Origin of the sequence: Dactylosporangium sp. NPDC005572 (assembly GCF_040605515.1) — a bacterium.
Classification (GTDB): domain Bacteria; phylum Actinomycetota; class Actinomycetes; order Mycobacteriales; family Micromonosporaceae; genus Dactylosporangium.
In genome coordinates this window covers 209690-232658 of sequence record NZ_JBEXCY010000002.1, presented here as the reverse complement: position 1 = coordinate 232658, position 22969 = coordinate 209690, and the positions used below count along the sequence as shown (strand labels likewise).

The following is a 22969-nucleotide window of genomic DNA, read 5'->3' as shown; positions in this document are numbered from 1 at the left end:
GTTCAGTTACGCGAACAGACTCGTCTTGTAACGCATTGATGTCGTAGCCCTCTCCTCTGGCAGACTCGGGGCGTGCTGACGCTCCCCGACCCGTGCGTGGTGGTGCTGGTCGGCCCGGGCGCGTCCGGGAAGTCGACCTGGGCCGCCGCCCACTTCACCGCCGACCGGGTGGTGAGCAGCGACCGGCTGCGCGCGCTGGTCGGCGCCGGAGAGGACGACGTCACCGCCGGTGCCGACGCGTTCGCGCTGCTCGACACGGTCGTCGAGCAGCGGGTCGGGCGCCGGCTGACCACCGTGATCGACACGCTGGGGCTCGACGCCGACCGCCGGGCGCGCTGGCGCCGGCTGGCCGCGGCGCACGGGCTGCCGTGCGTGGCCGTCGCCTTCGACACCCCGCCGGAGGAGTGCCGGGCCCGCAACCGGGCCCGCGCGACGAAGCGGATCCCGGCCGCCGCCCTGACCGCCCAGCTGCGCTCCTGGGCCCGGACCCGTCCGGTCCTCGATGCCGAGGGATTCACGGCGGTACACCTGGAAACCCCGGTCCGGGTCGTCCCCGAGGCCTTCGTGGAGGCCCCCGCGGCGGCGCGGCGGCAGGCCGACGACCCCACCAGGCTGCGCTTCGGGCTGCACCTCGGCGAGTTCAACGGCGTCGACGTGCGGGCGACCGCCGCGCAGGCCGAGGAGGCCGGGTTCGACGCGATCTACGTGATGGACCACTTCCGGCAGATCCCGCAGCTCGGCCGGGCCTGGGACGACTTCCTGGAGAGCTGGACGACGCTCGCCTACATCGCCGCCTGCACCTCGCGGGTCCGGCTGGGCACGCTGGTCACCGGCGTCACGTACCGCAACGTCGCCCACCTCGGCAAGATCGTGGCGACGCTCGACGTGCTCAGCGGCGGGCGGGCCGTCTGCGGGCTCGGCCTGGGCTGGTTCAAGGAGGAGCACGTCGCGTACGGCTGGCCGTTCCCGAGCGTCGCCGAGCGGTACGCGCTGCTGGAGGACGCCCTGCGGGTGCTGCCGCTGCTGTGGGGCAAGTTCAGCCCGCGCTTCGAGGGCAGGGCGATCACCGTGCCGGAGGCGATGTGCTACCCGCGGCCGGTGCAGGAGCACGTGCCGATCATCGTCGGCGGCAACGGCGAGCGGCGCACGCTGCGGCTGGCCGCCTCGTACGCCGACGCGGCCAACGTGCTGGGCGACCTGGCCACGGTCCGGCGCAAGGCCGAGGTGCTGCGCGGCTACAACCCGCGGACCGGGCTCACCCACCTGACGTCGGCGCTCGTGGGGTTCGACGATCGCCACCTCGACGAACTGGTCGAGCTGGGCCGCGGCCGGCGCAGCCGGTCGGCCTACCTGACCACGGTGAACGCCGGCACGGTCGCCGACCACGTCGGGCGGTTCCGGCAGCTCACCGAGGCCGGGGTGAGCGAGGTGATGGTCCGGCTGGCCGGCCCGGCGTCTGTCGAGCCGATGACGAAGGTGCTGGCCGCGTTCCGGTGACGGATACCATGGGCGCCGTGATTGATGCCGACGCGCTGCGCTTCCCCGGCCGGGAGTTCGACCCCACGACCGGTGTCGCGCGCTTCCACTACGCGCTCGGTGACCTGGTGCTCACGGAGACGGTCGACTTCGGCCCGCCGGGCGTGCTCCACCCGGCGCTCGACCGCGTGCTCGACCTGCTCTACGTGGCCGCCTCGACGTCGTACTACAAGCTCGCCGCGCCCAAGCGCGTGGAGCTGGGCACCCCGCTGGCCGAGGGCGCGCTGCCCTGGGTGAACGCGCTGTTCCACGAGGGGCTCGGCGAGTTCGCGTACCGCAACGACCTCCCCTATGTGCTCGACCTGGCGATCGAGCCTTCGCTGCCGCACGCCGCTCCGCTCTCCGCGGTGCATGTCCCGGCCGGGCCGCCGCTCACCGCGGTCGGCGGCGGCAAGGACTCCATCGTCAGCATGGAGGCGCTGCAGTACGGCGGCCTCGACCCCGTCCTCTTCGCGGTCAACCCCAACGCGATCATCCGGTCGGTGATGGCCGTCTCCCCGCAGCCGGTGCGGGCCGTCAAGCGGTCCCTCGACCCGCGGATGCGCGAGCTCAACGCCGCCGGGGCGTACAACGGGCACATCCCCGTCACCGCGATCAACTCGCTGATCGCGGTCGCCACCTCGCTCATGCACGGCCTGGGCCCGGTCGTGATGTCGAACGAGAGCTCGGCCTCGGTGCCCAACCTGAGCTGGCTCGGCCGCGACATCAACCACCAGTGGTCCAAGGGCCTGCCGGCCGAGGCCCACCTGCGCGACGCGCTGCTCGCCCACGCCGGGCTCCAGGACGCGTACTTCTCGCTCCTGCGCGGGCTGTCCGAGCTGCACATCGCCGCGCTGTTCGCGAAGTTCACCACCTACGACGCGGTGGTCACCAGCTGCAACCAGGCGTTCAAGCAGCGCGACGCCAGCGACCGGTGGTGCGGCCACTGCCCCAAGTGCCGGTTCGTGTTCCTGGCGCTGGCCCCGTTCACCGGCCGCGAGCGCCTGGTCGGGATCTTCGGCACCGACATCTTCACCGACCTCTCCCAGCTCGAGGGGTACCGCGAGCTGATGGGCCTGACCGCGCACAAGCCCTTCGAGTGCGTCGGGGAGATCGAGGAGTCGCTGGTCGCGCTGCGCCTGCTGGCCGAGCACCCGGACTGGCGCGGCGCGCCGATCGTCCAGGCGCTCGTCGCCGAGGTGACGGCGTCGGCCGGCGGGCTGGCCGGCGATGCCGAGATCGACGCGGCATTCCGGGGCGACGCGCCGACGCTGGCGCCGCCGCGCTACCTGGAGGCGCTGCGCGCCCTGGGCTAGTTCTTCCCCGAGATCAGCTCCTTGACCACGGCGACGATCTTCGGGATCTCGGCGCGCTCCAACTGGGTCCAGCTGTCGCCGTAGGCGGCGTCGCGCACCAGCTTGGCGACGCCCTCCGAGACGCGGCAGCGGGCCACCGCCCGGGCGACCATCGAGACCGGGTAGCCGCCGGTCGGGTGGGCGAGCAGGCCGGTGGTCCAGTCCCGGGTCTCCGGGATCTCCTGCATCTCGGTCCAGGCGAACTTCCCGAGCACCCAGAGCGCGCCGACCTCGACCTCGTGGATCTCCTCGCGGCGGCGCCCCAGGCGCGACGGCACGAAGCGGGAGCGATGCTCGACGATCGGCACGGGCGCGACGCCCGCCGCGTACAGGTCGAGTGCCGCCTGCCCCGAGGACAGCCACCGGCGGTCGCGGTCGGCCTGCGACTCGGTGGTGGCGCGGGGGCGCTGGCGGCGGCCCAGGCAGGGCAGGCACAGCGCCGCGTACCCCTCGCCGGTGACCTCGTTGTGGGCCTGGTGCGACATGCAGAAGGCACGGCCACACTCGCGGCACCGCCCGATCGCCAGCACGCCACAGTCGTCGATCGCACACTCGGCCGGCATGGCCCGACCCTAACATCGACGGTCGTGCGGGCATGCCGCCCTGGCCACGGTTGCGGTACCCCGGGCAATTGCGTCGGATGTTTGACATTCCGGTAGGGTCATGGCGCATGACGGGCCCGTATCCGCCGCCGCAGTACCAGGCTCCGCATCAAGAGCCCAATCAGGGGCCTTATCAGGGGCCGCCGGTCGGGCCGCCACCGGCGCCGGCGGGCGGCGGTGACCGGCGCGTCGTGATCGCGGTCGCCACCGTGGCCGGCGTGCTGGCGCTCATGTGCGTGGCCGGGATCGCCGGCGTGTTCTGGTTCCTCCGCGACGACGGCCCGATCCTGCCCGGGTCGGGCGACGACGCCATCCCCGGCGTCATCGACTACCGCACCGAGCACCCGGAGTGGCTCTCCCAGGACCACCGGCCGCAGGAAGAGCAGATCGACTACCCGATGACCCCGCCCGCCGGCGGCCCGCACCACCAGGTGTGGCAGCAGTGCAAGGGCGACGTGTACTCCGAGCCCATCGACAGCGGCAACGCCGTGCACAGCCTGGAGCACGGCGCGGTCTGGATCACCTACCAGCCGAGCCTGAGCCCGGCGGAGGTCGAGCAGCTCGCCGACCGGGTGCGGGGCAACGACTACCTGCTGATGAGCCCGTTCCCGGGGCAGTCGTCGCCGGTGTCGCTGCAGGCCTGGGGCTACCAGCTGCGCGTGTCCTCGGCCGGCGACGACCGCATCGACGACTTCATCCGCAAGTACCGGCAGACGGCCAGCATGGAGCCCGGCGCGGCGTGCAGCACGGGCTCGACGGCGACCAGGGACGGCTGAGCGCCGTGCGCGCCCTCATTCTGGTGACGGTGCTCGCGCTCGCCGGCTGCGCCAAGCCGGCCGGCACCGACGGCGACCTGGTGAACGGCTGGGCCGCCCAGCCCTCGGCGTCCTATGCGATCCCGGCCGTCGGCACCTGCGTGACCGGCGGCGGGATCAGCGCGTTCGAGCCGTCGGCGGCGCCGGTCACGACCGTCGACTGCGCGCAGGAGCACACCGTCGAGGTCGTCCTGGTCGGCACGTTCACCGGGCCGACCGCGGCGGCCGCCGCCCCGCCGGCCTGGGACAGCGACCCGAGCCGGGCCGCCTACGCCGAGTGCAGCCAGGCCGCGACCGCCTACGTGGGCGCCGACTGGCACACCGGGCGGCTGTTCCCCTGGTTCTCGCTGCCGAAGGAGGCGGCGTGGAAGGGCGGGGCCCGGCAGTACGTGTGCGGGCTGGCCGAGGCCGAGGACGATCTGTTCGCACCCAAGGCGCGCACCGGCAGCCTCAAGGACGGCCTGAAGGATCCGAAGCCGCTCGCGCTCACCTGCGTGCGGCTGGACGGCGGCGACGTCTCGCCGGAGGGCTTCTACCGCACGGTCGAGGCCGTCACACCGGTCGGCTGCACCGAGCCGCACGACACCGAGTTCGTCGGCACGTGGACCGCGGCGGCGGGCGCCTACCCGGACGCGAAGCGCCTGAACGAGCTGGCGAGCGACGGCTGCTACGGCAAGATCGCGACGTTCCTGGGCATCTCGCAGCTCCAGCTGTACGAGCGCGGCGACATCTACACGTTCTGGACCGGGCTGACCGCGAACCAGTGGAAGCTCGGCGACCGGGTCGCGCACTGCTTCCTCAACGTCTCGTCGAAGAGCAAGCTGAAGGCGTCGCTGAAAGGCCTGGGCACGAAGCCGCTCCCGGTCTGACGCCCGCACCGCCCCCGGTTCGCACCGCCCAGCACCCCGCACCCACCGCCCGCGCCCACGCTCACCACCGTGGCTGCGGCGCGGAGGGTGCGCGGGTCTTAGCGGTACCAGTCGCGGAGCACGCGCCGCAGGTCGGCGCCGCCCAGAGCCGGAGGCGGGGTGGGGAGCTGGCGCAGCAGGAGGTCACGGTCGGTGGCCAGGGCCGGCTCGGGCTCGGTGACCGGGACCGGGGGCAGCCAGAAGCGCTCCGGCTCCACGTCCGGCTCGGTGAGGCCGTCGAGCGCCCGCGCCGTGCCGGTGGGCTCCGGCGCCGCCGCGGCTGACGGGGCGCCCTCCGGCGCGCGTTGCTTCCCCGGCCGGGCCTCGACACCGGCCTCGACACCGGCGCCGGCCTCGACGTCGCCCTCGGCACCGGCCTCGACGTCGGCCTCGACACCGGCCGAGCGGAGGGCGCGCAGGTTCGCCAGGAGGGCGTCGCGGGAGCGGCCGCGCCAGCGCAGGATCAGGAACGGGTCGGTGTCGAAGCGCTCGGCCAGCAGGTAGAACGTGGCCGCGAGGTGCTTGCACGGCACCGCGGCGTCGGGGCACGAGCAGCGCATCGCGAGGTCGGTGAAGCGGGCCGGGAACAGTGGGGCGTCGGCCGCGGCGAACACCTCCTCGACGTCCGGCGGCAGCTCCCCCGCCAGCAGCTTCGCGGCGCCCAGCGCCTCGCCGGCCAGCGCCGTCTCGACCCGGTCCCATTCGGCGGGGGTCAGCTCGGCGAGGCCGACGCGCACCGCGTACGGCTGGGGGCGGGACCCCTGCACGGTCGCGGTGACCGTGCCGGGCTCGACGTCGAGGCTGAGCACCTGGCCGGCGCGGGCGTAGTTGCGCCCGCGGGTCAGCCGGGTGCCCAGCGCGAAGGACTCCAGGACGGCCAGGAACCGCTTGGACCACCAGGTCGAGCCGATCTCCCCGCGGGTGCTGCGGGCGCGGATGCCGCCCTCGACCCGGATCGTTCGGCTGCCCCAATGGTCCGGCCTGGTCACGCGCCCTCCGCTTCGCTCCGGCCGCGCTCCCAGCGGACTGAGCCCATGGTGACCGGCCTCCTCCGCTTCGCTCCGGAACCGGTCACGCCTGCAGCCGCTCCAGGCCGGGCGCGACGCGGCGGGCGGCGAACTCCGCGATCGAGTACTCCGCGAGACCCTTCTGCTGGAACGGGTCGAGCGCCAGGCGGGCCTCCAGCTCGGGCCGCTCCAGGCCGGCGGCCAGGATCACCCCGCCGGTGCGCGGCACCATCGCGCCCGAGGCGACGAACACGCCGTCCTCGAACTGCCCGTCGACCCACTTGCGGTGGTCGTCCATGGCCTCGTCGATGCGGTCGAGGTCGGCGACATAGCTCAGCGTGATCACGAACACCGACGCAGTCTATCCGTCACTCCACCACGGCGCCCGGTTCGAGGGCCAGCAGCGAGCGCAGCTCCGTGGTGGACAGCTCGGTGAGCCACTGCTCGCCGGCGCCCACGATGCGGGCGGCCAGGCCGCGCTTGTCGTGGATCATGGCCGCGATCTTCTCCTCGACCGTGCCCGCCGTGACGAACTTGCGCACCTGGACCGCCCGGCGCTGGCCGATCCGGAAGGCGCGGTCGGTGGCCTGGTCCTCGACGGCCGGGTTCCACCAGCGGTCGACGTGCACGACGTGGTTGGCGGCGGTCAGCGTCAGGCCGGTGCCGCCCGCCTTCAGCGACAGCACGAACAGCGGCGGCGCGGCCGGGTCGGCCGACTGGAACCGGGCGACGAGCGCGTCGCGGGACGCCTTCGGCAGGCCGCCGTGCAGGAACGCGACCTCGCGGCCGAACCGGGCCGACAGGTGGGCCCGCAGCATGCCGCCGAACTCCGCGTACTGCGTGAAGATCAGCGCCCGCTCACCGGCCGCGAGCACCTCGTCGAGGATCTCCTCCAGCCGGGCCAGCTTGCCGCTGCGGCCGGCGAGGCGGCTGCCGTCGCGCAGCGCCTGCGCCGGGTGGTTGCACACCTGCTTGAGCCGGGTCATGGTGGCCAGCACCAGGCCGCGGCGCTCGATGCCCTCGCTGCGCTCGATCCGGGCCAGCATGTCGTCGACGACGGCCTGGTACAGCGACGCCTGCTCCCGCGTCAGGTTGCACAGGACGTCCATCTCCAGCTTCTCCGGCAGGTCGGCGATGATGCCCTTGTCGGTCTTGACCCGCCGGAGCACGAACGGCTGGGTGATCCGGCGCAGGCGGGCCGCCGCCTCCTCGTCGCCGAACCGCTCGACCGGCTCGGCGAAGCGCTCCCGGAACTTCGTCGCGGTGCCGAGCAGGCCCGGGTTGGCGAAGTCCATGATCGACCACAGGTCGGCCAGCCGGTTCTCGACGGGCGTGCCGGTGACCGCGACGCGGTGGCGCGCCGGCAGCTGCCGGACCGCGACCGACTGCTTCGTCGCCGCGTTCTTCACCGCCTGCGCCTCGTCGAGGACGAGCCGGTGCCAGCGCAGCGCCTTGAGCGCGGCCGCGTCGCGGGCGGCGATCGAGTAGGTGGTGATGACCAGGTCGGACTCGGCGACCGCGGCCCGGAACGCCGCGCCGCGGGCCCGCTCGGCGCCGTGGTGGACGTGCACGCGCAGCCCGGGCGCGAACTTGGCGGCCTCCCGCTGCCAGTTGCCGACCAGCGACATCGGGCAGACGAGCAGGGTCGGGCCGGGCGACTTGCCGGCGATGAGGGCGAGCAGCTGGACGGTCTTGCCCAGGCCCATGTCGTCGGCCAGGATGCCGCCGAGGCCGGCGTGTTCGAGGAAGCCGAGCCAGTTGAGCCCGCGTTGCTGGTACGGACGGAGCTCGCCGGCGAACCCGTCGGGCACGTCGAGGTGGCCGATGCGCAGCTCCGTCTCCCCCGACAGCAGGTCGCCGAGCCAGCCGTCGGCGGTGATGCCGGTGACCGGCAGGCCGCCCGGGCCCTCGTCGGCCCCGCCGGCGAGGTGCAGCAGGTCGGCGACGGTGAGCTCGGTCTGTTCGGCCCGCTGTCGCAGGATCTCCAGGCCGGCCGCGAGGCGCCGCGGGTCCAGCTCGACCCACTGGCCGCGCAGGTTGACCAGCGGTGCCTTGAGATCGGTGAGGCGGCGCAGCTCGTCCTGGGTGAGCGGCTCGTCGCCGATCGCCAGGTCCCAGCGGTAGTCGACGACGGCGGCGAGGCCGAGCGCGCTGCCGGTGTCGACCGTGCCCGGTGCGGTGGCCGTCGAGGACCGTGCGGTGAGCTTCAGCCCGAGCCGGGCCGACGCCTTGCGCCACCAGCCGGGCAGCAGCAGGCCGAAGCCGGCGGCGGCCAGCAGCGGCGCGTACTCGCTGAGCATCCGGTGGGCGCCGGCCGCGTCGAGCTCCAGCTCGGCCGGGCGGGCGGTGCGCAGGGCGTCCTCGATCGCCGGGTACAGGCGGCTGGCCCGGCCCAGCTCGGCCAGCAGCGTCTCCTGGGGTGCGGGGATGTGCCCCTGGAGGTCGGTCAGCGCGCCGCGCGAGCGCCAGACCCGGTCGGCGCCGACGACGAGGCTGGGCTCGTCGGCGGCCTGGAGCGCGAACTCCAGCCGCCACGGCGCGGTGTCCGGATTTTCGAACAGGTCCTCGGCCGGTTCGACGAGCCGGAAACAGGCCCGGACCGCGCCGCCGACCGCGTCGCGCTGCCAGGCGGCGAGCTCGGCGCGCAGGACGGCGAGGTCGCCGCGGACCTTCCGGTTCCGGCCGGTGAGCCGGGCGACCCAGGCACCGGCGGTGCCGGGCACCTGATGACGCGGGGCGGGCAGCGCGTCGCGGGCAGCCGCGTCGACGAACAGGTCGAGCACCTCGGTCAGCACCCGGGCCCGCGGGCGGTCGCCGTCGAGGGCGGCCTGCGGGAGGGCGAGCGCGAGCTGACGGGTGTAGGCCGCGTCGCGGCCGGTCAGCACCGGCAGCCAGCGGGCCTCGTCGCCGACCAGGCCGGGCAGCAGGCGTCCGCGGGCGACCAGGCCGGCGGCGAAGGTTGCGACGGTGGCGAACCAGCGGGTGGTCTCGCCCAGCACCAGGTCGTCGCCGGCCAGCCCGCCGAGCGAGCGCAGCAGCCCGACCGCGTCGTCCGGCGCGTAGGCGACCGTCTCCACGTCCCAGTCGCGCAGCTCCAGCCGGCCGGCCGGCGGCGACGCGGCCACGGACGGCGACGGCTCGGGCACGCCACCGCGGGTCGGCAGCCGGAGGGTGCGTACCGCGGGCGCGCCGGCGTCGCCGTCGAGGTTCAGCCCCCGGACGGCGAACGGGTGGACCCGCGAGCGGGTCGGCGCCGCCGGGATCGTCCCGTCCTCGGCCCAGAGGCAGAGCCGGGCGTCTGCCCAGAGCGCATGGACCACGAGCACGTCGGAAGCCTAGTCCAGGCGCCACATCAGGCACTCCTGAACCTCTATTCAGCGATACGTGTCGTTGTTACCATCCGGTAATCCGAGTCACTTTCACGTTGGCTCGCCACCCCCGGAAGGGATCCGCCATGTCCCGATCCGTAGTCAAACGCGCCCTGACGGCGCTCCTGCTCACCGCCGGCGTCCTCGTGGCGCTGCCCGCCCCGGTACAGGCAGCCGTCCTGGCGCCGACCGACTACTGCCTCGACGAGTGCGACGACATCCTGCCGCCCGGCCAGAACGGCAACGCCACGCTCGTCGACATCCTGGCCCACCAGGCCCTCGGGTTCCGGCCGGCGCACTCCGCCGACCAGCTCGGCAAGTACGCGAACCTCGTCTCCGCGTACACCGGCCTCACCACCGAGCAGATCGACCGCTTCTACAACGACGCCTCGTTCGGGGTCCCCGCCGGCCAGGTCGAGCGCAGCTACAGCCCGCGCGCCGACGTGACGATCGTGCGGGACAAGACCCTGGGCGTACCGCACGTGACCGGCACGACGCGGGCCGGCACCATGTTCGGCGCCGGCTACGCCGGGGCCGAGGACCGGCTGTTCGTCATGGACCTGCTGCGGCGGGTCGGCCGCGGGCAGCTCACGCCGTTCGCCGGCGGCGCGCCCGGCAACCGCGAGCTGGAGCAGTCGATCTGGCGCAACGCCCCGTACACCGAGGCCGACCTCCAGGCGCAGGTCGCCGCGCTGCAGTCGAAGGGCCCGCGGGGCGCGCAGCTCTATGCGGACGTGCAGCAGTACATCGCCGGCATCAACGCCTACATCGCGGCCTGCATGTCCGGCCGCAACTGCCCCGGCGAGTACGTGCTGACCGGTCACCTCGACGCGATCACCAACGCGGGCGGGCCGGAGCCGTTCCAGCTGACCGACCTCATCGCGATCGCCGGGGTCGTCGGCGGCCTGTTCGGCGGCGGCGGGGGCGGCGAGGTCGAGTCGGCGCTGGTGCGGGTCACCGCGCGGGCCCGCTACGGCGCCGTCGAGGGCGACCGCCTGTGGACCGCCTTCCGGTCGCAGAACGACGAGGAGGCGACGCTCACCCTGCACGCCGGGCAGACCTTCCCGTACGGCGCCGCCGACCCGGACGCGGCCGGCGTCGCCCTGCCCGACCAGGGCAGCGTCACCGCGCAGCCGGTGGTGTTCAGCCCGTCCGGCTCCGCGACGACCACCGCCGGCCTGGCACCGGGCGCGGCCACCCGGCGCGGCATGTCCAACGCGGTCGTGGTCGACGCCGCCCACTCGGCGACGGGCAACCCGATCGCCGTCTTCGGGCCGCAGACCGGCTACTTCTCCCCGCAGCTGCTCATGCTCCAGGAGCTGCAGGGCCCGGGCATCAGCGCGCACGGCGTGGCGTTCGCCGGCCTGAACCTCTACGTGCTGCTCGGCCGCGGCCAGGACTACGCGTGGAGCGCCACCTCGGCCGAGCAGGACATCACCGACACCTACGCGGTGCCGCTGTGCAACGTCGACGGTTCCCCGGCGACCCGCGCGTCGGAGGCCTACCTGTTCCGCGGCGCGTGCACGCCGATGGAGAAGCTCACCCGGACCAACGCGTGGACCCCGACGGTCGCGGACTCCACGCCCGCCGGGTCGTACCAGCTGACCACGTTCCGGACGAAGTACGGCCTGGTCGCCTGGCGCGGCACCGTCGGCGGGCAGCCGGTGGCGTTCACCCAGCTGCGCTCCACCTACCGGCACGAGGCCGACTCGGCGATCGGGTTCCAGGCGTTCAACGACCCGGCCGCGATGGGCTCGGCGTCCGCGTTCGTCACCGCGGCCTCCGACGTGGGCTACGCGTTCAACTGGTTCTACGTGAACGCGGCCGAGACCGGGTACTTCAACTCCGGCAGCAACCCGGTGCGCAAGGCCGGGGCGAACCCGAACCTGCCGACGAAGGCGGAGGCCGCCTACGAGTGGTCGGGCTGGAACCCCGACACGAACACCGCCGACTACGCGCCGGTCGCCCAGCACCCGCAGTCGACCGGGCAGGACTACTTCGTCAGCTGGAACAACAAGCAGGCGGCCGGGTTCAGCGCGGCCGACGGCAACTTCAGCTTCGGCGCCGTGCACCGCGCCGACCTGCTGGACCGGCGGGTGCGCGCGGCCCTGGCGAACAACGCCAAGCTCGACCGGGCCGGCGTGGTGCGGCTCGTGGAGGACGCCGCCGTCACCGACCTGCGGGCCGAGGCCCTGCTGCCGGAGCTGCTGCGGATCCTCGGCAGCACCGGCAGTCCCGACGTCGCGAAGCTGGCGGCGTGGCAGGCCGCCGGAGCCAGGCGGGTCGAGACGGCGCCGGGTTCCCATGTGTACCTCCACGCGGACGCGATCCGGATCTTCGACGCCTGGTGGCCGCGGCTGGTCGACGCCACCTTCCGGCCGGGGCTGGGCGACGACGTCTACGCCGCGCTGACGGGGGCGCTGCAGATCGACGAGTCGCCCTCGGGGTACACCGGCCCGACCAGCGCCGGCTCGCTGAACCAGAGCCAGCGCCACAAGGGCTCGGCCTTCCAGTACGGCTGGTGGGGCTACCTCGACAAGGATCTGCGCGCGGTCCTCGGCGACCCGGTGCGCAGCGGCCTCGGCCGCACGTACTGCGGCGGCGGCGACCTCGCCGCCTGCCGGCAGGTGCTCACCACCAGCCTCGCGGCGGCCGCGGCGCAGCCCGCGACCACGACCTACCCCGGCGACGAGGACTGCGCCGCCGGCGACCAGTGGTGCGCGGACACGATCATCCAGTCGCCGCTCGGCGGGATCACGCACGACAAGATCTCGTGGCAGAACCGGCCGACGTACCAGCAGGCCGTCTCCTTCCCGGCCCGGCGCGGCGACAGCATCGCGAACCTGGCCCAGGGCCGCAGCGTCTCGGCCAACGGCACGTTCATCGGCTACTCCGCCGGAGCGGCCGTCGACGGCGACCCGACCACGCGGTGGAGCAGCTGGTGGACCGACAACCAGTCGATCACCGTCGACCTCGGGTCGGCCCGCACGGTGCGCCGGGTCATCCTGCGCTGGGAGGCGGCGTACGGGTCGCGGTACCGCATCGAGGTCTCCTCGAACGGGAGCTCCTGGACCGCCGTGTCCACCGTCGACGCCGGCAACGGCGGCACCGACAGCGTGGTGTTCGCCCCGGTGACCGCCCGCTACGTGCGGATGGCCGGGGTCGACCGGGCCACCGACTGGGGCTACTCCCTGTGGGAGCTGGAGGTGTATGCGCGGTGACGTCCGGGCGCGCCGACCTCACGGGCCGGCGCGTCCCAGGCGGCCCAGGTGAGCTGCTCCCCCGCCCGGCTGAGCACGCACGTGTCGACGAGCATCTCGGCGAGCACGTGCTGGGCGAAGCCGGGCGGCGGGCTACCGTGCCCGCCCGGTCAATTCGGGGTTTCGCTCCATTCGGCAATCAGCGCACCGACGTGATCGGCGACCTCCGCGGGCTCGAGGTCGTCGGTCTCGACGACCGCGCCGGCGCCGCGCAGGTCGTGCCGGGCGACCAGGTAGGTGCCGACGTGGTCCAGGTCCCAGCCGTGCGGGCCGGGCTCCTCGTCGGCCTCGATCCGCTCGACGAGCACCGGGGCCGAGGCGTCGAGCAGGACGTGGTGGACCCGGTGGCCGCGGGCGCGCAGGCCGCCGAGCAGCTCGTCGAGGTACCGCCGCCGCAGCACCGTCATCGGCACGAGCAACGGGTCGGCGCCGCGGGCCTGCCAGGCGGCCGCGGCCACGGTGGCCGTCCGCCACGCGGGCAGATCCTGGTGGTCGCCGTGGCTGAGCAGCCCGGCGGCGCGCTTGAGCACCCACCCGACGCGCTCGGCGTCGAACGCCCGGGCCTTCGGCAGCCGGCGGCACAGCTCGGCGGTGACCGTCGCCTTGCCGACACCGAACGGCCCGTTGATCCAGACGATCACCGCGGCTCCCTCCGTCGCTTCCAGGATTTTCGCAGGCGCCACGGAGGGCGGTACCAGTCCCGGGCGGCATAACTGAAGACATGAACATCGCGACCCTCCCCCAGCGCACCGCCCTGATGCTCGACCGCGTGACCGTCCTGGTCGTGACCGGCACCAGCCGGCTGTCCGACCTGCCCAGGCACCTGCCCGGCGACTGGCTGGTCGTCCAACGGGCAGAGCTGGACGACGGTGGCGTCCGCGAACCGGACATCGTGGTGCTGGACGACCCCGGGCCGCGCGCGGTGACCGCCGCCTGCCTGCGCCACCCGGCTGCCGCGGTGGTGGCCGTCCTCAACCCGTACAGCGACCACCAGGAGGTCGTCAACGTGCTCGAGGCGGGGGCGGATGCCTGCGTGCGCTCGTCGTCCACGGCGATCGTCGCGGCCCATGTGGAGGCGTGTCAGCGGCGCCTGGCCGCATAGCGATTCGGTGTTTCCGACAACATATTCCGGAGAGCGCTCTCAGACGATTCTGCGATTGACATTGAGCTTGTCGAACGCCAGGATGAATCGAGTCTTGAGAGCGCTCTCCGGCCGAAACACCCCAGGGTGAACCAGGCTTGGGACCGGCGGATCGTGACCGGCGAAATCGTGACCAGGGTGTCACCGGTGTGAGGGTGCGACGGGTGGTGGAGCGGGCTGCTCCACCACCCGTCTCTTTTTGTGCGCACCACATCGGCGGGCGTACGTCATGATGGTCCGGCAGATGGATATGGGGGATGTCGGAATGGTGATGTCGGGTCGGGACCGGCCCACGCTCGAGAACGTGGCGCAGCGCGCCGGGGTCTCTCGTGCCACCGCGTCCCGCGTGGTCAACGGGTCGACCTCGGTCGCGCCGCACATCCGCGACAAGGTGCTCAGCGCGGTGGAGGCCCTCGGCTACGTGCCCAACCAGGCCGCACGCAGCCTGGTGACCCAGCGCACCGACTCGATCGCGCTCGTCGCCTCCGAGACGGCCAGCCGGGTCTTCTCGGACGACCCCTTCTTCTCCAGCATCATCCGCGGCGTGAGCCTGGAGCTGGAGGCGGTCGACAAGCAGCTGGTGCTGATGATGGTCGGCCCGTCCGGGCCCAGCCACGACCGGGTCGAGCGCTACGCGACCGGCGGCCACGTCGACGGCGCGATCATCTTCTCCATGCACGGCGCCGACCCGCTGCCCGAGCGGCTCAGCCGGGCCGGCGTGCCGGTGGTGTGCAACGGCCGGCTGCTCATCCAGTCGTCGGTGCCCTACGTCGACGTCGACAACGAGGCCGCCGCCCGGGCCGCGGTCAACCTGCTGCTCGACACCGGCCGGCGGCGGATCGCCACGATCTCCGGGCCGCAGGACATGAGCGCCGGCATCGACCGCCTCAAGGGGTACCGCTCGGCCATGCACGACGCCAGCCGGCGCTCGCTGGTCGCGGTCGGCGACTTCACCCGGCAGTCCGGCGCGCTGGCGATGACCCAGCTGCTGGAGGACGACCCGACCCTCGACGCGGTCTTCGCCGCCTCCGACGCGATGGCCGACGGTGCGCTGCGCTCGCTGCGCCAGGCGGGCCGCCGGGTGCCCGACGACGTGGCCGTGGTCGGCTTCGACGACATGGACTTCGCCCGCGACACCGAGCCGCCGCTCACCACGGTCCGCCAGCCGATCACCGACCTGGGCCGCATGGCCGCCCGCCAGGTGCTGCGGATGGCGGCCGGCGAGCAGATCGAGCCCGTCCTGCTGCTCCCCACCGAGCTGGTGAAGCGCGACTCCGCATAAAGGGCCCTGTGGCATTGTGGCAGTCGTGAGACTTGCCACCTGGAACGTGAACTCCGTGAAGGCCCGGCTGCCCCGCCTGCTGGAGTGGCTTCCACAGGCCCGCCCCGACGTCCTCTGCGTGCAGGAGACCAAGGTCGCCGCCGACGCGTTCCCGGCCGCCGAGGTGGGCGAGCTGGGGTACACGGTGGCTCACCACGGCGAGGGCCGGTGGAACGGCGTCGCCCTGCTGTCCCGGGTCGGCCTCGACGACGTCCGGCGCGGCTTCGACGGCGACCCCGGCTGGGCCGGCGAGCCGGGTGGTTCCGATGAAGCCGCTGAGGCGCTGTTCGACGAGCCGCGCCGGGAGGCCCGGGCCGTGTCGGCGGTCTGCGGCGGCGTGCGGGTCTGGTCGGTCTACGTGCCGAACGGCCGCACCCCGGAGTCGGCGCACTACGGGTACAAGCTCACCTGGCTCGAGGCGCTGCGCGTCGCGCTGGCGGCCGACCTCGCCGCCGGGCCGCCGGTCGCCGTCTGCGGCGACTTCAACGTCGCGCCGGCCGACTCCGACGTCTTCGACCCGGCCGCATTCGTGGGCGCCACCCACGTCACCAAGCCGGAGCGCGACGCGCTCGCCGCCCTGCGGGACACCGGGCTGGCCGACATCGTGCCGAAACCGATGAAAGGCCCCAACCCATTCACGTACTGGGATTACCGGGCAGGCATGTTCCATCAGGACAAGGGCATGCGGATCGATCTGGTCTACGCGAGCCCGTCGATAGCGGACGCGGTCACGAGCGCGTACATCGACCGCGAGGCGCGGAAGGGCAAAGGCCCCTCGGATCACGCGCCAGTTGTGATCGACTTCAATGTTTGAGTACGCTGTGTCACCATGACGCTGTCCGGGCCGTACTGTTAAGTGTGAAACGATCAATGATCGTCCTGGATAGCCCGTTCTCGCCAGTCTTCGACGGGCATTTCCGCCACGGAGCGTGATCACATCGTTACGATCTTGCGATATTTCATCCCCTTCGGTGGCTTTTGATCCAAAAGTCGCTGAGCTTGGATCACGCCCTCATCACGGCGCGGCGTGGACTTGGTTACAGGACGGGGGGTGACCCTTGACGATCGGCCGAACGGGAGACAGGGTTCCTCCAACGAAGGCGACACCACCAAGTCGGCTTCGTGCACGCTCTGCCCGTGGACCGAACCTGCGGATGGGGCACCAGGAGTCCACGAAGACACAGCCGATCGGCTGCTGACTGCCACGGGCCCCGGTCTGGCCGACGCGCCGTTCCATGCTGCGCCGGCCATCGCTGGCGGGCTTTGTAGACGGGCAGGCGGCCGGGGAGAGGGGCACCACGCCCATGACTATGGGACCCGTCACGTCCAAGAGCGACGAGCAGGTGCCGAGTGTCGAAGAGGCGACCGCCACACCGTCCGGTGTTCCCGCGAAGGCGATCGAGGGTCGTTCGCTCGGCCAGATCGCCTGGACCCGCCTCAAGCGCGACAAGGTCGCGCTGTTCGGTGCCGGATTCATCGTCTTCCTGGTGCTGATCGCCGTATTCGCCCCGCTGCTGAACAAGGCGTTCGGTCACCCGGTCAACGACTTCCACCAGGACAAGATCGACCCCTCGCTGGGCGGCATTCCGACCCCCGGCACCTGGGGCGGCATCAGCAGGGAGTTCCTGCTCGGCGTCCAGCCGGTCACCGGCCGCGACCTGTTCTCCCAGATCATCTACGGCGCGCGGGTGTCGCTGCTGGTGGCGCTCTCGGCCACCATCGTCGCGGTGCTCCTCGGCGTGGTGCTGGGCGTCGTCGCCGGCTACTTCGGCGGGATCGTCGACAGCGGCATCAGCCGCCTGATGGACCTGATCCTGGCCTTCCCGTACCTGCTGTTCTCGATCGCCCTGATCTCGGTCGTGCCGCCGAGCACCGGCTGGCGCATCGGCGTCGTCATCGGCGTCATCGCGTTCTTCAGCTGGCCCTACATCGGACGCATCGTCCGCGGCCAGACCCTCTCCCTCCGAGAACGCGAGTTCGTCGAGGCCGCCCGCAGCATCGGCGCCGGCTCGACGCGGATCCTCTTCCGCGAGCTGCTGCCGAACCTCGTGGCGCCGATCCTGGTCTACGCGACCCTGATCATCCCGAGCAACATTCTCTTCGAGGCCGCGTTGTCGTTCCTCGGTGTCGGCGTGCTCCCGCCCACTCCCTCGTGGGGCCGCCTGCTCTCCGACGCCGTGAACTTCTACGAGTACGACCCGATGTACATGTTCGTCCCGGGCATCGCCATCTTCCTCATGGTCCTCGCCTTCAACCTCTTCGGCGACGGCCTGCGCGACGCGCTCGACCCGAAGGCCAACCGCTAGCCGGTAGGCCTTCGGGCCTTACCTCGTCCACCCCCGCACGTCGTCCGGCCCCGCCCCCGCAGCCTGGTCGAACCCTGTGCGCCATTCCCGAACTTCACTCGCACAGCAGCACCACAAGCACAGCTCGGACGGCCCGTCCCTCGGCGGGTCGCGCCAAACAAGGAGGGAAACCCAGTGAGAATGAGGACAGGGGCGCTGGTGGCGGGTTCGACCGCTATCGCCCTGGTGTTGTCCGCCTGTGGGTCAGGCGGCGAGGACAAGCCCACGACCACCGAGACCAAGGGTGAGACCGGCTTCAACGCCGCCACCAAGGGCGTCGTGAACCCTTCCGACAAGAAGGGTGGCACCCTCAAGCTCCAGTCCCACGACGACCCGGACTCGTGGGACGGCGCTCGCGCCTACTACGCCTGGGTGTGGAACTTCAGCAAGGGCTACTACGCCCGCACGCTGCTCACCAACGAGGCCAAGCCCGGTGACGACGGCCTGAAGCTCGTCGGCGACCTCGCCACCGACCTCCCGAAGATCGAGGACGGCGGCAAGAAGTACACCTTCACGCTGAAGGACGGCCTGAAGTTCGAGGACGGCTCGCCGATCACCTCGAAGGACATCAAGTACGGCATCGAGCGCAACTTCGCCACGGACATCCTCTCCGGTGGCCCGCCGTACCTGAAGGACGTCCTCGACCAGGGCCAGAACTACCCCGGCCCGTACAAGGACACCGACCCGGACAAGCTGGGCCTGAAGTCGGTGCAGACGCCCGACGACAAGACCATCGTGTTCACGCTGAAGGACCCGCTGTCGGACTTCAACTACCTGCTGGCGATGCCGGGCTCGGCCCCGGTGCCGAAGGACAAGGACACCGGCGTCAAGTACGGTGACAAGCCGGTCTCGTCGGGCCCGTACAAGTTCCAGTCGTACGACGCCGGCAAGAAGGCCGTCCTGGTCCGCAACGAGAACTGGGACGCCAAGACCGACACCGTGCGCAAGGCGCTGCCGGACTCGATCGAGCTGACCATCGGCACCGCGCCGGAGGAGATCGACAACCAGCTGATCTCCGGCACCGCTGACATCGACGTCGCGCAGACCGGTGTCCAGCAGGGTGCGCAGGCCAAGGTCCTGCTCGACGCCGACAAGAAGAAGAACGCGGACACCCCGAACACGGGCTTCATCCGCTACTTCTCGATCAACACCAAGGTCGCGCCGTTCGACAACATCCACTGCCGCAAGGCCGTGCAGTACGCGACCGACAAGACCACGATGCAGACCGCGCGTGGTGGCGAGGACGCTGGTGGCGACATCGCCACCAACATGCTGCCGCCGACGATCGGTGGCCACGACCCGAACCTGGACCCGTACAACACCAAGTCGGGCAAGCCGCAGATCGACAAGGCCAAGGAAGAGCTGAAGCTCTGCGGCAAGCCGGACGGCTTCGACACGGTCATCGCGACCCGTAACTCGGGCAAGGAGCCGAAGACGGCCGAGGCGCTGCAGGCCGCGCTGAAGAACGTGGGCATCAACGCCCGCCTCGACCCGACCGACGCCTCGCTGTACTTCCGCTCGACCATCGGCGCGCCGTCCAACACGCACGCCAAGGGCTACGGCCTCATGATGGCCGGCTGGGGCGCCGACTTCCCGACCGGTTACGGCTTCCTCCAGGTGCTGGTCGACGGCCGTGGCATCACCCCGTCGGGTAACAACAACTACGCCGAGCTGGACAACGCCGAGGTCAACAGCCTGATCGACAAGGCCAAGGCCGAGACGGACGCCGCGAAGGCCGCCGAGATCTGGGGCCAGATCAACAAGATCGTCATGGACGAGGCCGTTATGGTGCCGTTCGTGTACGACAAGGCCCTCAACTACCGCAACCCGCGGGTCACGAACGTGTTCGTGACGAAGTACTACGGCATGTACGACTTCGGCAGCCTGGGCGTCTCCTGACCCCCTGGCTTCACCGGAGCTGCTTCAAGCCTGAAAGCCGGTAACCCGCCCTTCACGAGTTCAGAAGGCAGGTGATGGCCACGGCGCCGGCCGGTGCGACGGGAACCCCGTCAATCCGGCCGGCGTCAGGCCGCACACGTGATCAACTACATTCTGCGCCGCCTGGTCACCGCGGCACTGCTTCTTGTGGCCGTCTCGATCGTCACGTTCGCGATCTTCTTCCTGATCCCGAAGGCGACCGGGGCCGATCCTGCCGAAATGTACGTCGGGAAGACGGCGACCCCGGCCGACGTCGAAGCGACCCGTGTCAAGCTCGGCCTCGACAAGCCGATCTACGTCCAGTACGCGCGCTTCGCGAAGGGCATCGTCGCCGGCCGCGACTTCAACAGCGGCCCGACGATCACCCACTGCTCGGCCCCCTGCTTCGGCTACTCCTTCCGCACCGACCGCGAGGTGTGGCCGCTGCTCATCGACCGGCTCCCGGTCACCATCTCGCTCGCCCTCGGCGCCGCCGTCATCTGGCTCGTCGGCGGCGTGCTCGGCGGCGTCATCTCCGCCCTGAAACGCGGCACCATCTGGGACCGAGCGGCGATGATCATCGCTCTCGCCGGCGTCTCGCTCCCCATCTACTTCACCGGCCTGGTGTTCCAGGCACTGTTCGTGCACCAGTGGCCCATCTTCCAGGGCGGCGAGTACATCAACTTCGTCGACGACCCGCTCGGCTGGGCCAACAAGCTCTTCCTCGCCTGGGTCAGCCTGGCGCTGCTCTACGCCGCCACCTACACGCGGCTCACGCGCGCCACGATGCTGGAGACGATCAGCGAGGACTACATCCGCACCGCCCGCGCCAAGGGTCTGAAGGAGCGGGTCGTGATCGCGAAGCACGCCATGCGGTCCGTGCTGACGCCCATCGTCACGATCTTCGGTCTCGACCTCGGCGGCCTGCTGGGCGGCGCCATCCTCACCGAGAGCGTCTTCAGCCTCCCGGGCATCGGACGGCTGTCCATCGACGCCGTGACCGAGAAGGACCTGCCGATCATCCTGGGCGTGACCCTGTTCGGCGCCTTCTTCATCGTCATGGCGAACATGATCGTCGACCTGCTCTACGCCGTGATCGACCCTCGGGTGCGGCTCGGATGACCGATCCCCGTCCCCGTTCCCGATCAGTCCACGGCTTTCCTGGAAAGGAGTGAGCATGTCCAGCGGTCTGCTCACCAGCGGCGGCCCCGTTCCGGCCGGCGCGGACCCCTCGGCGGCACAGTCCTTCCTCGACGTGCGCGACCTGCGGATCCACTTCAAGACCGACGACGGCGTGGTCAAGGCCGTCGACGGCCTCACGTTCCAGCTGGAGCGCGGCCAGACCCTCGGCATCGTCGGCGAGTCCGGCTCCGGCAAGAGCGTCACCAGCCTGGGCATCCTGGGCCTGCACCGGCGCGGCTCGGCCAAGATCTCCGGTGAGGTCTGGCTCGACGGCGAGGAGCTCATCGGCGCCGCCCCCGAGCGGGTCCGGCTGCTCCGCGGCCGGAAGATGTCGATGATCTTCCAGGACCCGCTGACCGCGATGCACCCGTATTACACGGTCGGCGCGCAGATCATCGAGGCCTACCGGGTGCACCACAAGGTCAGCAAGGGCGAGGCCCGCAAGCGCGCGATCGAGATGCTCGACCGGGTCGGCATCCCGCAGCCCCAGAAGCGCGTCGACGACTACCCGCACCAGTTCTCGGGCGGCATGCGCCAGCGCGCGATGATCGCCATGTCGCTGGTGAACAACCCGCAGCTGCTCATCGCCGACGAGCCCACCACGGCGCTCGACGTGACGGTCCAGGCCCAGATCCTCGACCTGATCCGCGACCTGCAGGCGGAGTTCAACTCGGCGGTCATCATCATCACGCACGACCTCGGCGTCGTCGCCGAGGTCGCCGACGACATCCTGGTGATGTACGGCGGGAAGTGCGTCGAGCACGCGAACGCACAGTCGATCTTCCGGCGCCCGGAGCACCCCTACGCGTGGGGCCTGCTGTCCTCGATGCCGCGCGTCGACCGGGAGGTGCGCGACCGGCTGGTGCCGATCAAGGGCAACCCGCCGTCGCTCATCAACCTGCCGAGCGGGTGCTCGTTCCACCCGCGCTGCCCCTACGTCGAGCGCAACGGCATCCCTTGCAAGACGGTCGAGCCGACCCTGGTGGAGGGCACCGACGGCCACGGCGTCGCGTGCCACATCCCGCCGGCCGAGCGGCAGGCCATCTTCAAGTCGGACATCGCCCCATCCCTCTGAGGAGCACGACAGTGTCGACGAGCACCCAATCCCAGCCCGCGGCGGCACCACAGCGGGGTGGCGACAACCTCCTCGAGGTCAAGGGCCTGGAGAAGCACTTCCCGATCATGCGTGGGGCCTTCTTCAAGCGGAAGGTCGGCGCGGTCCGCGCGGTCGACGGCATCGACCTCGCGGTGAAGTCCGGCGAGACGCTCGGCCTGGTCGGCGAGTCGGGCTGCGGCAAGTCCACCACCGGCCGGCTGATGACCCGGCTCCTGGAGCCCACCGGCGGCAAGGTGCTGCTGGAGGGGCGCGACATCTCGCACCTCGGCGTGGGGCAGATGCGCCCGCTGCGCCGCGAGGTCCAGATGATCTTCCAGGACCCATACTCGTCGCTGAACCCGCGCCACACGGTCGGCTCGATCGTCGGGGCGCCGCTGCAGGTCCAGAACATCAAGACCGCGCACGGGCAGAAGCGTGAGGTCCAGCGGCTGCTGGAGCTCGTGGGCCTCAACCCCGAGCACTACAACCGCTACCCGCACGAGTTCTCCGGCGGCCAGCGCCAGCGCATCGGCATCGCCCGGGCGCTCGCGCTCCAGCCGAAGCTCATCATCGCCGACGAGCCGGTCTCCGCGCTCGACGTGTCGATCCAGGCGCAGGTCGTCAACCTCCTCGACGACCTGCAGCGCGAGTTCAACCTGACCTACGTCTTCATCGCGCACGACCTGTCGGTGGTGCGGCACATCTCGGACCGGGTCGCGGTCATGTACCTCGGCAAGGTCGTCGAGGTCGGCGACCGGGACGGGCTCTACAAGACACCGCTGCACCCGTACACGTTCGCGCTGCTGTCCGCGGTGCCGGTGCCGGACCCGGACCGGCGGGACAAGGCGCAGCGGGAGCGGGTCCTGCTGACCGGCGACGTGCCGAGCCCGATCGACCCGCCGTCCGGCTGCCGCTTCCGCACCCGGTGCTGGAAGGCGCAGGATCTCTGCGCCACGGAGGAGCCGCAGCTGCGCGAGCTGCTGCCCGGGCAGACGGTCGCCTGCCACTTCCCCATCACCGACGAGGACCGCAGCTCGAAGGGCGCCCAGGCGGCCCGCGCCGCCGCGGCGGAGATCCCGATCGACACGGCCGAGGACCCGTTCGCGGAGCCGATCGCCTGACGGTGTGTTCATGGTC

Annotated in this window: 18 protein-coding genes; 13 read left to right on the top strand and 5 right to left on the bottom strand. The window is 71.6% G+C overall.

The features are described from left to right. Positions 1 to 72 precede the first annotated feature (72 nt). Positions 73 to 1497, top strand: a complete 1425-nt coding sequence (locus ABZS66_RS02190) for an LLM class flavin-dependent oxidoreductase (protein ID WP_354754264.1) — start codon at positions 73 to 75, stop codon at positions 1495 to 1497. A 20-nt stretch (positions 1498 to 1517) separates the two neighbouring features. Beyond that, a complete protein-coding gene (locus ABZS66_RS02185) occupies positions 1518 to 2831 on the top strand; it encodes a hypothetical protein (protein WP_354754329.1) in 1314 nt (437 codons plus the stop codon). On the opposite strand, the gene ABZS66_RS02180 is transcribed toward ABZS66_RS02185, so the two are convergent. Continuing rightward, positions 2828 to 3433 (bottom strand): hypothetical protein, encoded by a 606-nt coding sequence (locus ABZS66_RS02180; protein ID WP_354754262.1) that lies wholly within the window; start codon positions 3431 to 3433, stop codon positions 2828 to 2830. The two genes, ABZS66_RS02185 and ABZS66_RS02180, sit on opposite strands and share 4 nt — an antisense overlap. A gap of 107 nt (positions 3434 to 3540) precedes the next feature. Between ABZS66_RS02180 and ABZS66_RS02175 the strand changes: the two genes are divergently transcribed. Together ABZS66_RS02175 and ABZS66_RS02170 are read left to right on the top strand one after the other, a co-directional pair. Then, complete coding sequence (locus ABZS66_RS02175) at positions 3541 to 4248, top strand: DUF3105 domain-containing protein (protein ID WP_354754261.1); 708 nt, start codon at positions 3541 to 3543, stop codon at positions 4246 to 4248. Beyond that, a complete protein-coding gene (locus tag ABZS66_RS02170; protein ID WP_354754259.1) occupies positions 4212 to 5156 on the top strand; it encodes a septum formation family protein in 945 nt (314 codons plus the stop codon). Before ABZS66_RS02175 ends, ABZS66_RS02170 begins: the two co-directional genes overlap by 37 nt. 98 nt (positions 5157 to 5254) lie before the next feature. On the opposite strand, the gene ABZS66_RS02165 is transcribed toward ABZS66_RS02170, so the two are convergent. The 3 genes from ABZS66_RS02165 to ABZS66_RS02155 all read right to left on the bottom strand — a co-directional run bounded on the left by ABZS66_RS02165 (position 5255) and on the right by ABZS66_RS02155 (position 9528). After that, complete coding sequence (locus ABZS66_RS02165; RefSeq protein WP_354754257.1) at positions 5255 to 6184, bottom strand: hypothetical protein; 930 nt, start codon at positions 6182 to 6184, stop codon at positions 5255 to 5257. A gap of 82 nt (positions 6185 to 6266) precedes the next feature. After that, positions 6267 to 6554: a YciI family protein gene (locus ABZS66_RS02160; protein ID WP_354754256.1), complete on the bottom strand. Its 288-nt coding sequence runs from the start codon at positions 6552 to 6554 to the stop codon at positions 6267 to 6269. A gap of 16 nt (positions 6555 to 6570) precedes the next feature. Further along, complete coding sequence (locus tag ABZS66_RS02155) at positions 6571 to 9528, bottom strand: DEAD/DEAH box helicase (RefSeq protein WP_354754255.1); 2958 nt, start codon at positions 9526 to 9528, stop codon at positions 6571 to 6573. A gap of 128 nt (positions 9529 to 9656) precedes the next feature. On the opposite strand from ABZS66_RS02155, the gene ABZS66_RS02150 reads away from it, so the two are divergent. Beyond that, on the top strand, positions 9657 to 12791 hold the full coding sequence (locus tag ABZS66_RS02150; protein WP_354754254.1) for a penicillin acylase family protein: 3135 nt from the start codon (positions 9657 to 9659) through the stop codon (positions 12789 to 12791). 149 nt (positions 12792 to 12940) lie between these two features. Here the strand turns inward: ABZS66_RS02150 and ABZS66_RS02145 are convergent, their stop codons facing one another. Beyond that, positions 12941 to 13471, bottom strand: coding sequence for an AAA family ATPase (locus ABZS66_RS02145; protein WP_354754252.1), 531 nt, complete (start codon positions 13469 to 13471; stop codon positions 12941 to 12943). 80 nt (positions 13472 to 13551) lie between these two features. Between ABZS66_RS02145 and ABZS66_RS02140 the strand changes: the two genes are divergently transcribed. From ABZS66_RS02140 to ABZS66_RS02105, 8 genes are all read left to right on the top strand, one after another. Continuing rightward, positions 13552 to 13932, top strand: a complete 381-nt coding sequence (locus ABZS66_RS02140; protein WP_354754250.1) for a hypothetical protein — start codon at positions 13552 to 13554, stop codon at positions 13930 to 13932. 310 nt (positions 13933 to 14242) lie between these two features. Next, positions 14243 to 15253: a LacI family DNA-binding transcriptional regulator gene (locus ABZS66_RS02135; RefSeq protein ID WP_354754249.1), complete on the top strand. Its 1011-nt coding sequence runs from the start codon at positions 14243 to 14245 to the stop codon at positions 15251 to 15253. A 25-nt stretch (positions 15254 to 15278) separates the two neighbouring features. After that, the gene (locus ABZS66_RS02130) at positions 15279 to 16106 is read left to right on the top strand and encodes an exodeoxyribonuclease III (RefSeq protein ID WP_354754247.1); all 828 of its coding nucleotides are present in this window, start codon (positions 15279 to 15281) and stop codon (positions 16104 to 16106) included. 490 nt (positions 16107 to 16596) lie between these two features. Next, the gene (locus tag ABZS66_RS02125) at positions 16597 to 17598 is read left to right on the top strand and encodes an ABC transporter permease (protein WP_354754245.1); all 1002 of its coding nucleotides are present in this window, start codon (positions 16597 to 16599) and stop codon (positions 17596 to 17598) included. 180 nt (positions 17599 to 17778) lie between these two features. Continuing rightward, positions 17779 to 19536 (top strand): ABC transporter substrate-binding protein, encoded by a 1758-nt coding sequence (locus tag ABZS66_RS02120; protein ID WP_354754327.1) that lies wholly within the window; start codon positions 17779 to 17781, stop codon positions 19534 to 19536. Positions 19537 to 19674: 138 nt separating this feature from the next. Then, positions 19675 to 20676, top strand: coding sequence for an ABC transporter permease (locus tag ABZS66_RS02115; RefSeq protein ID WP_354754243.1), 1002 nt, complete (start codon positions 19675 to 19677; stop codon positions 20674 to 20676). Positions 20677 to 20731: 55 nt separating this feature from the next. Next, positions 20732 to 21811: an ABC transporter ATP-binding protein gene (locus tag ABZS66_RS02110; protein WP_354754241.1), complete on the top strand. Its 1080-nt coding sequence runs from the start codon at positions 20732 to 20734 to the stop codon at positions 21809 to 21811. 11 nt (positions 21812 to 21822) lie between these two features. After that, on the top strand, positions 21823 to 22953 hold the full coding sequence (locus tag ABZS66_RS02105; protein ID WP_354754240.1) for a dipeptide ABC transporter ATP-binding protein: 1131 nt from the start codon (positions 21823 to 21825) through the stop codon (positions 22951 to 22953). The last annotated feature ends 16 nt before the right edge of the window (positions 22954 to 22969 follow it).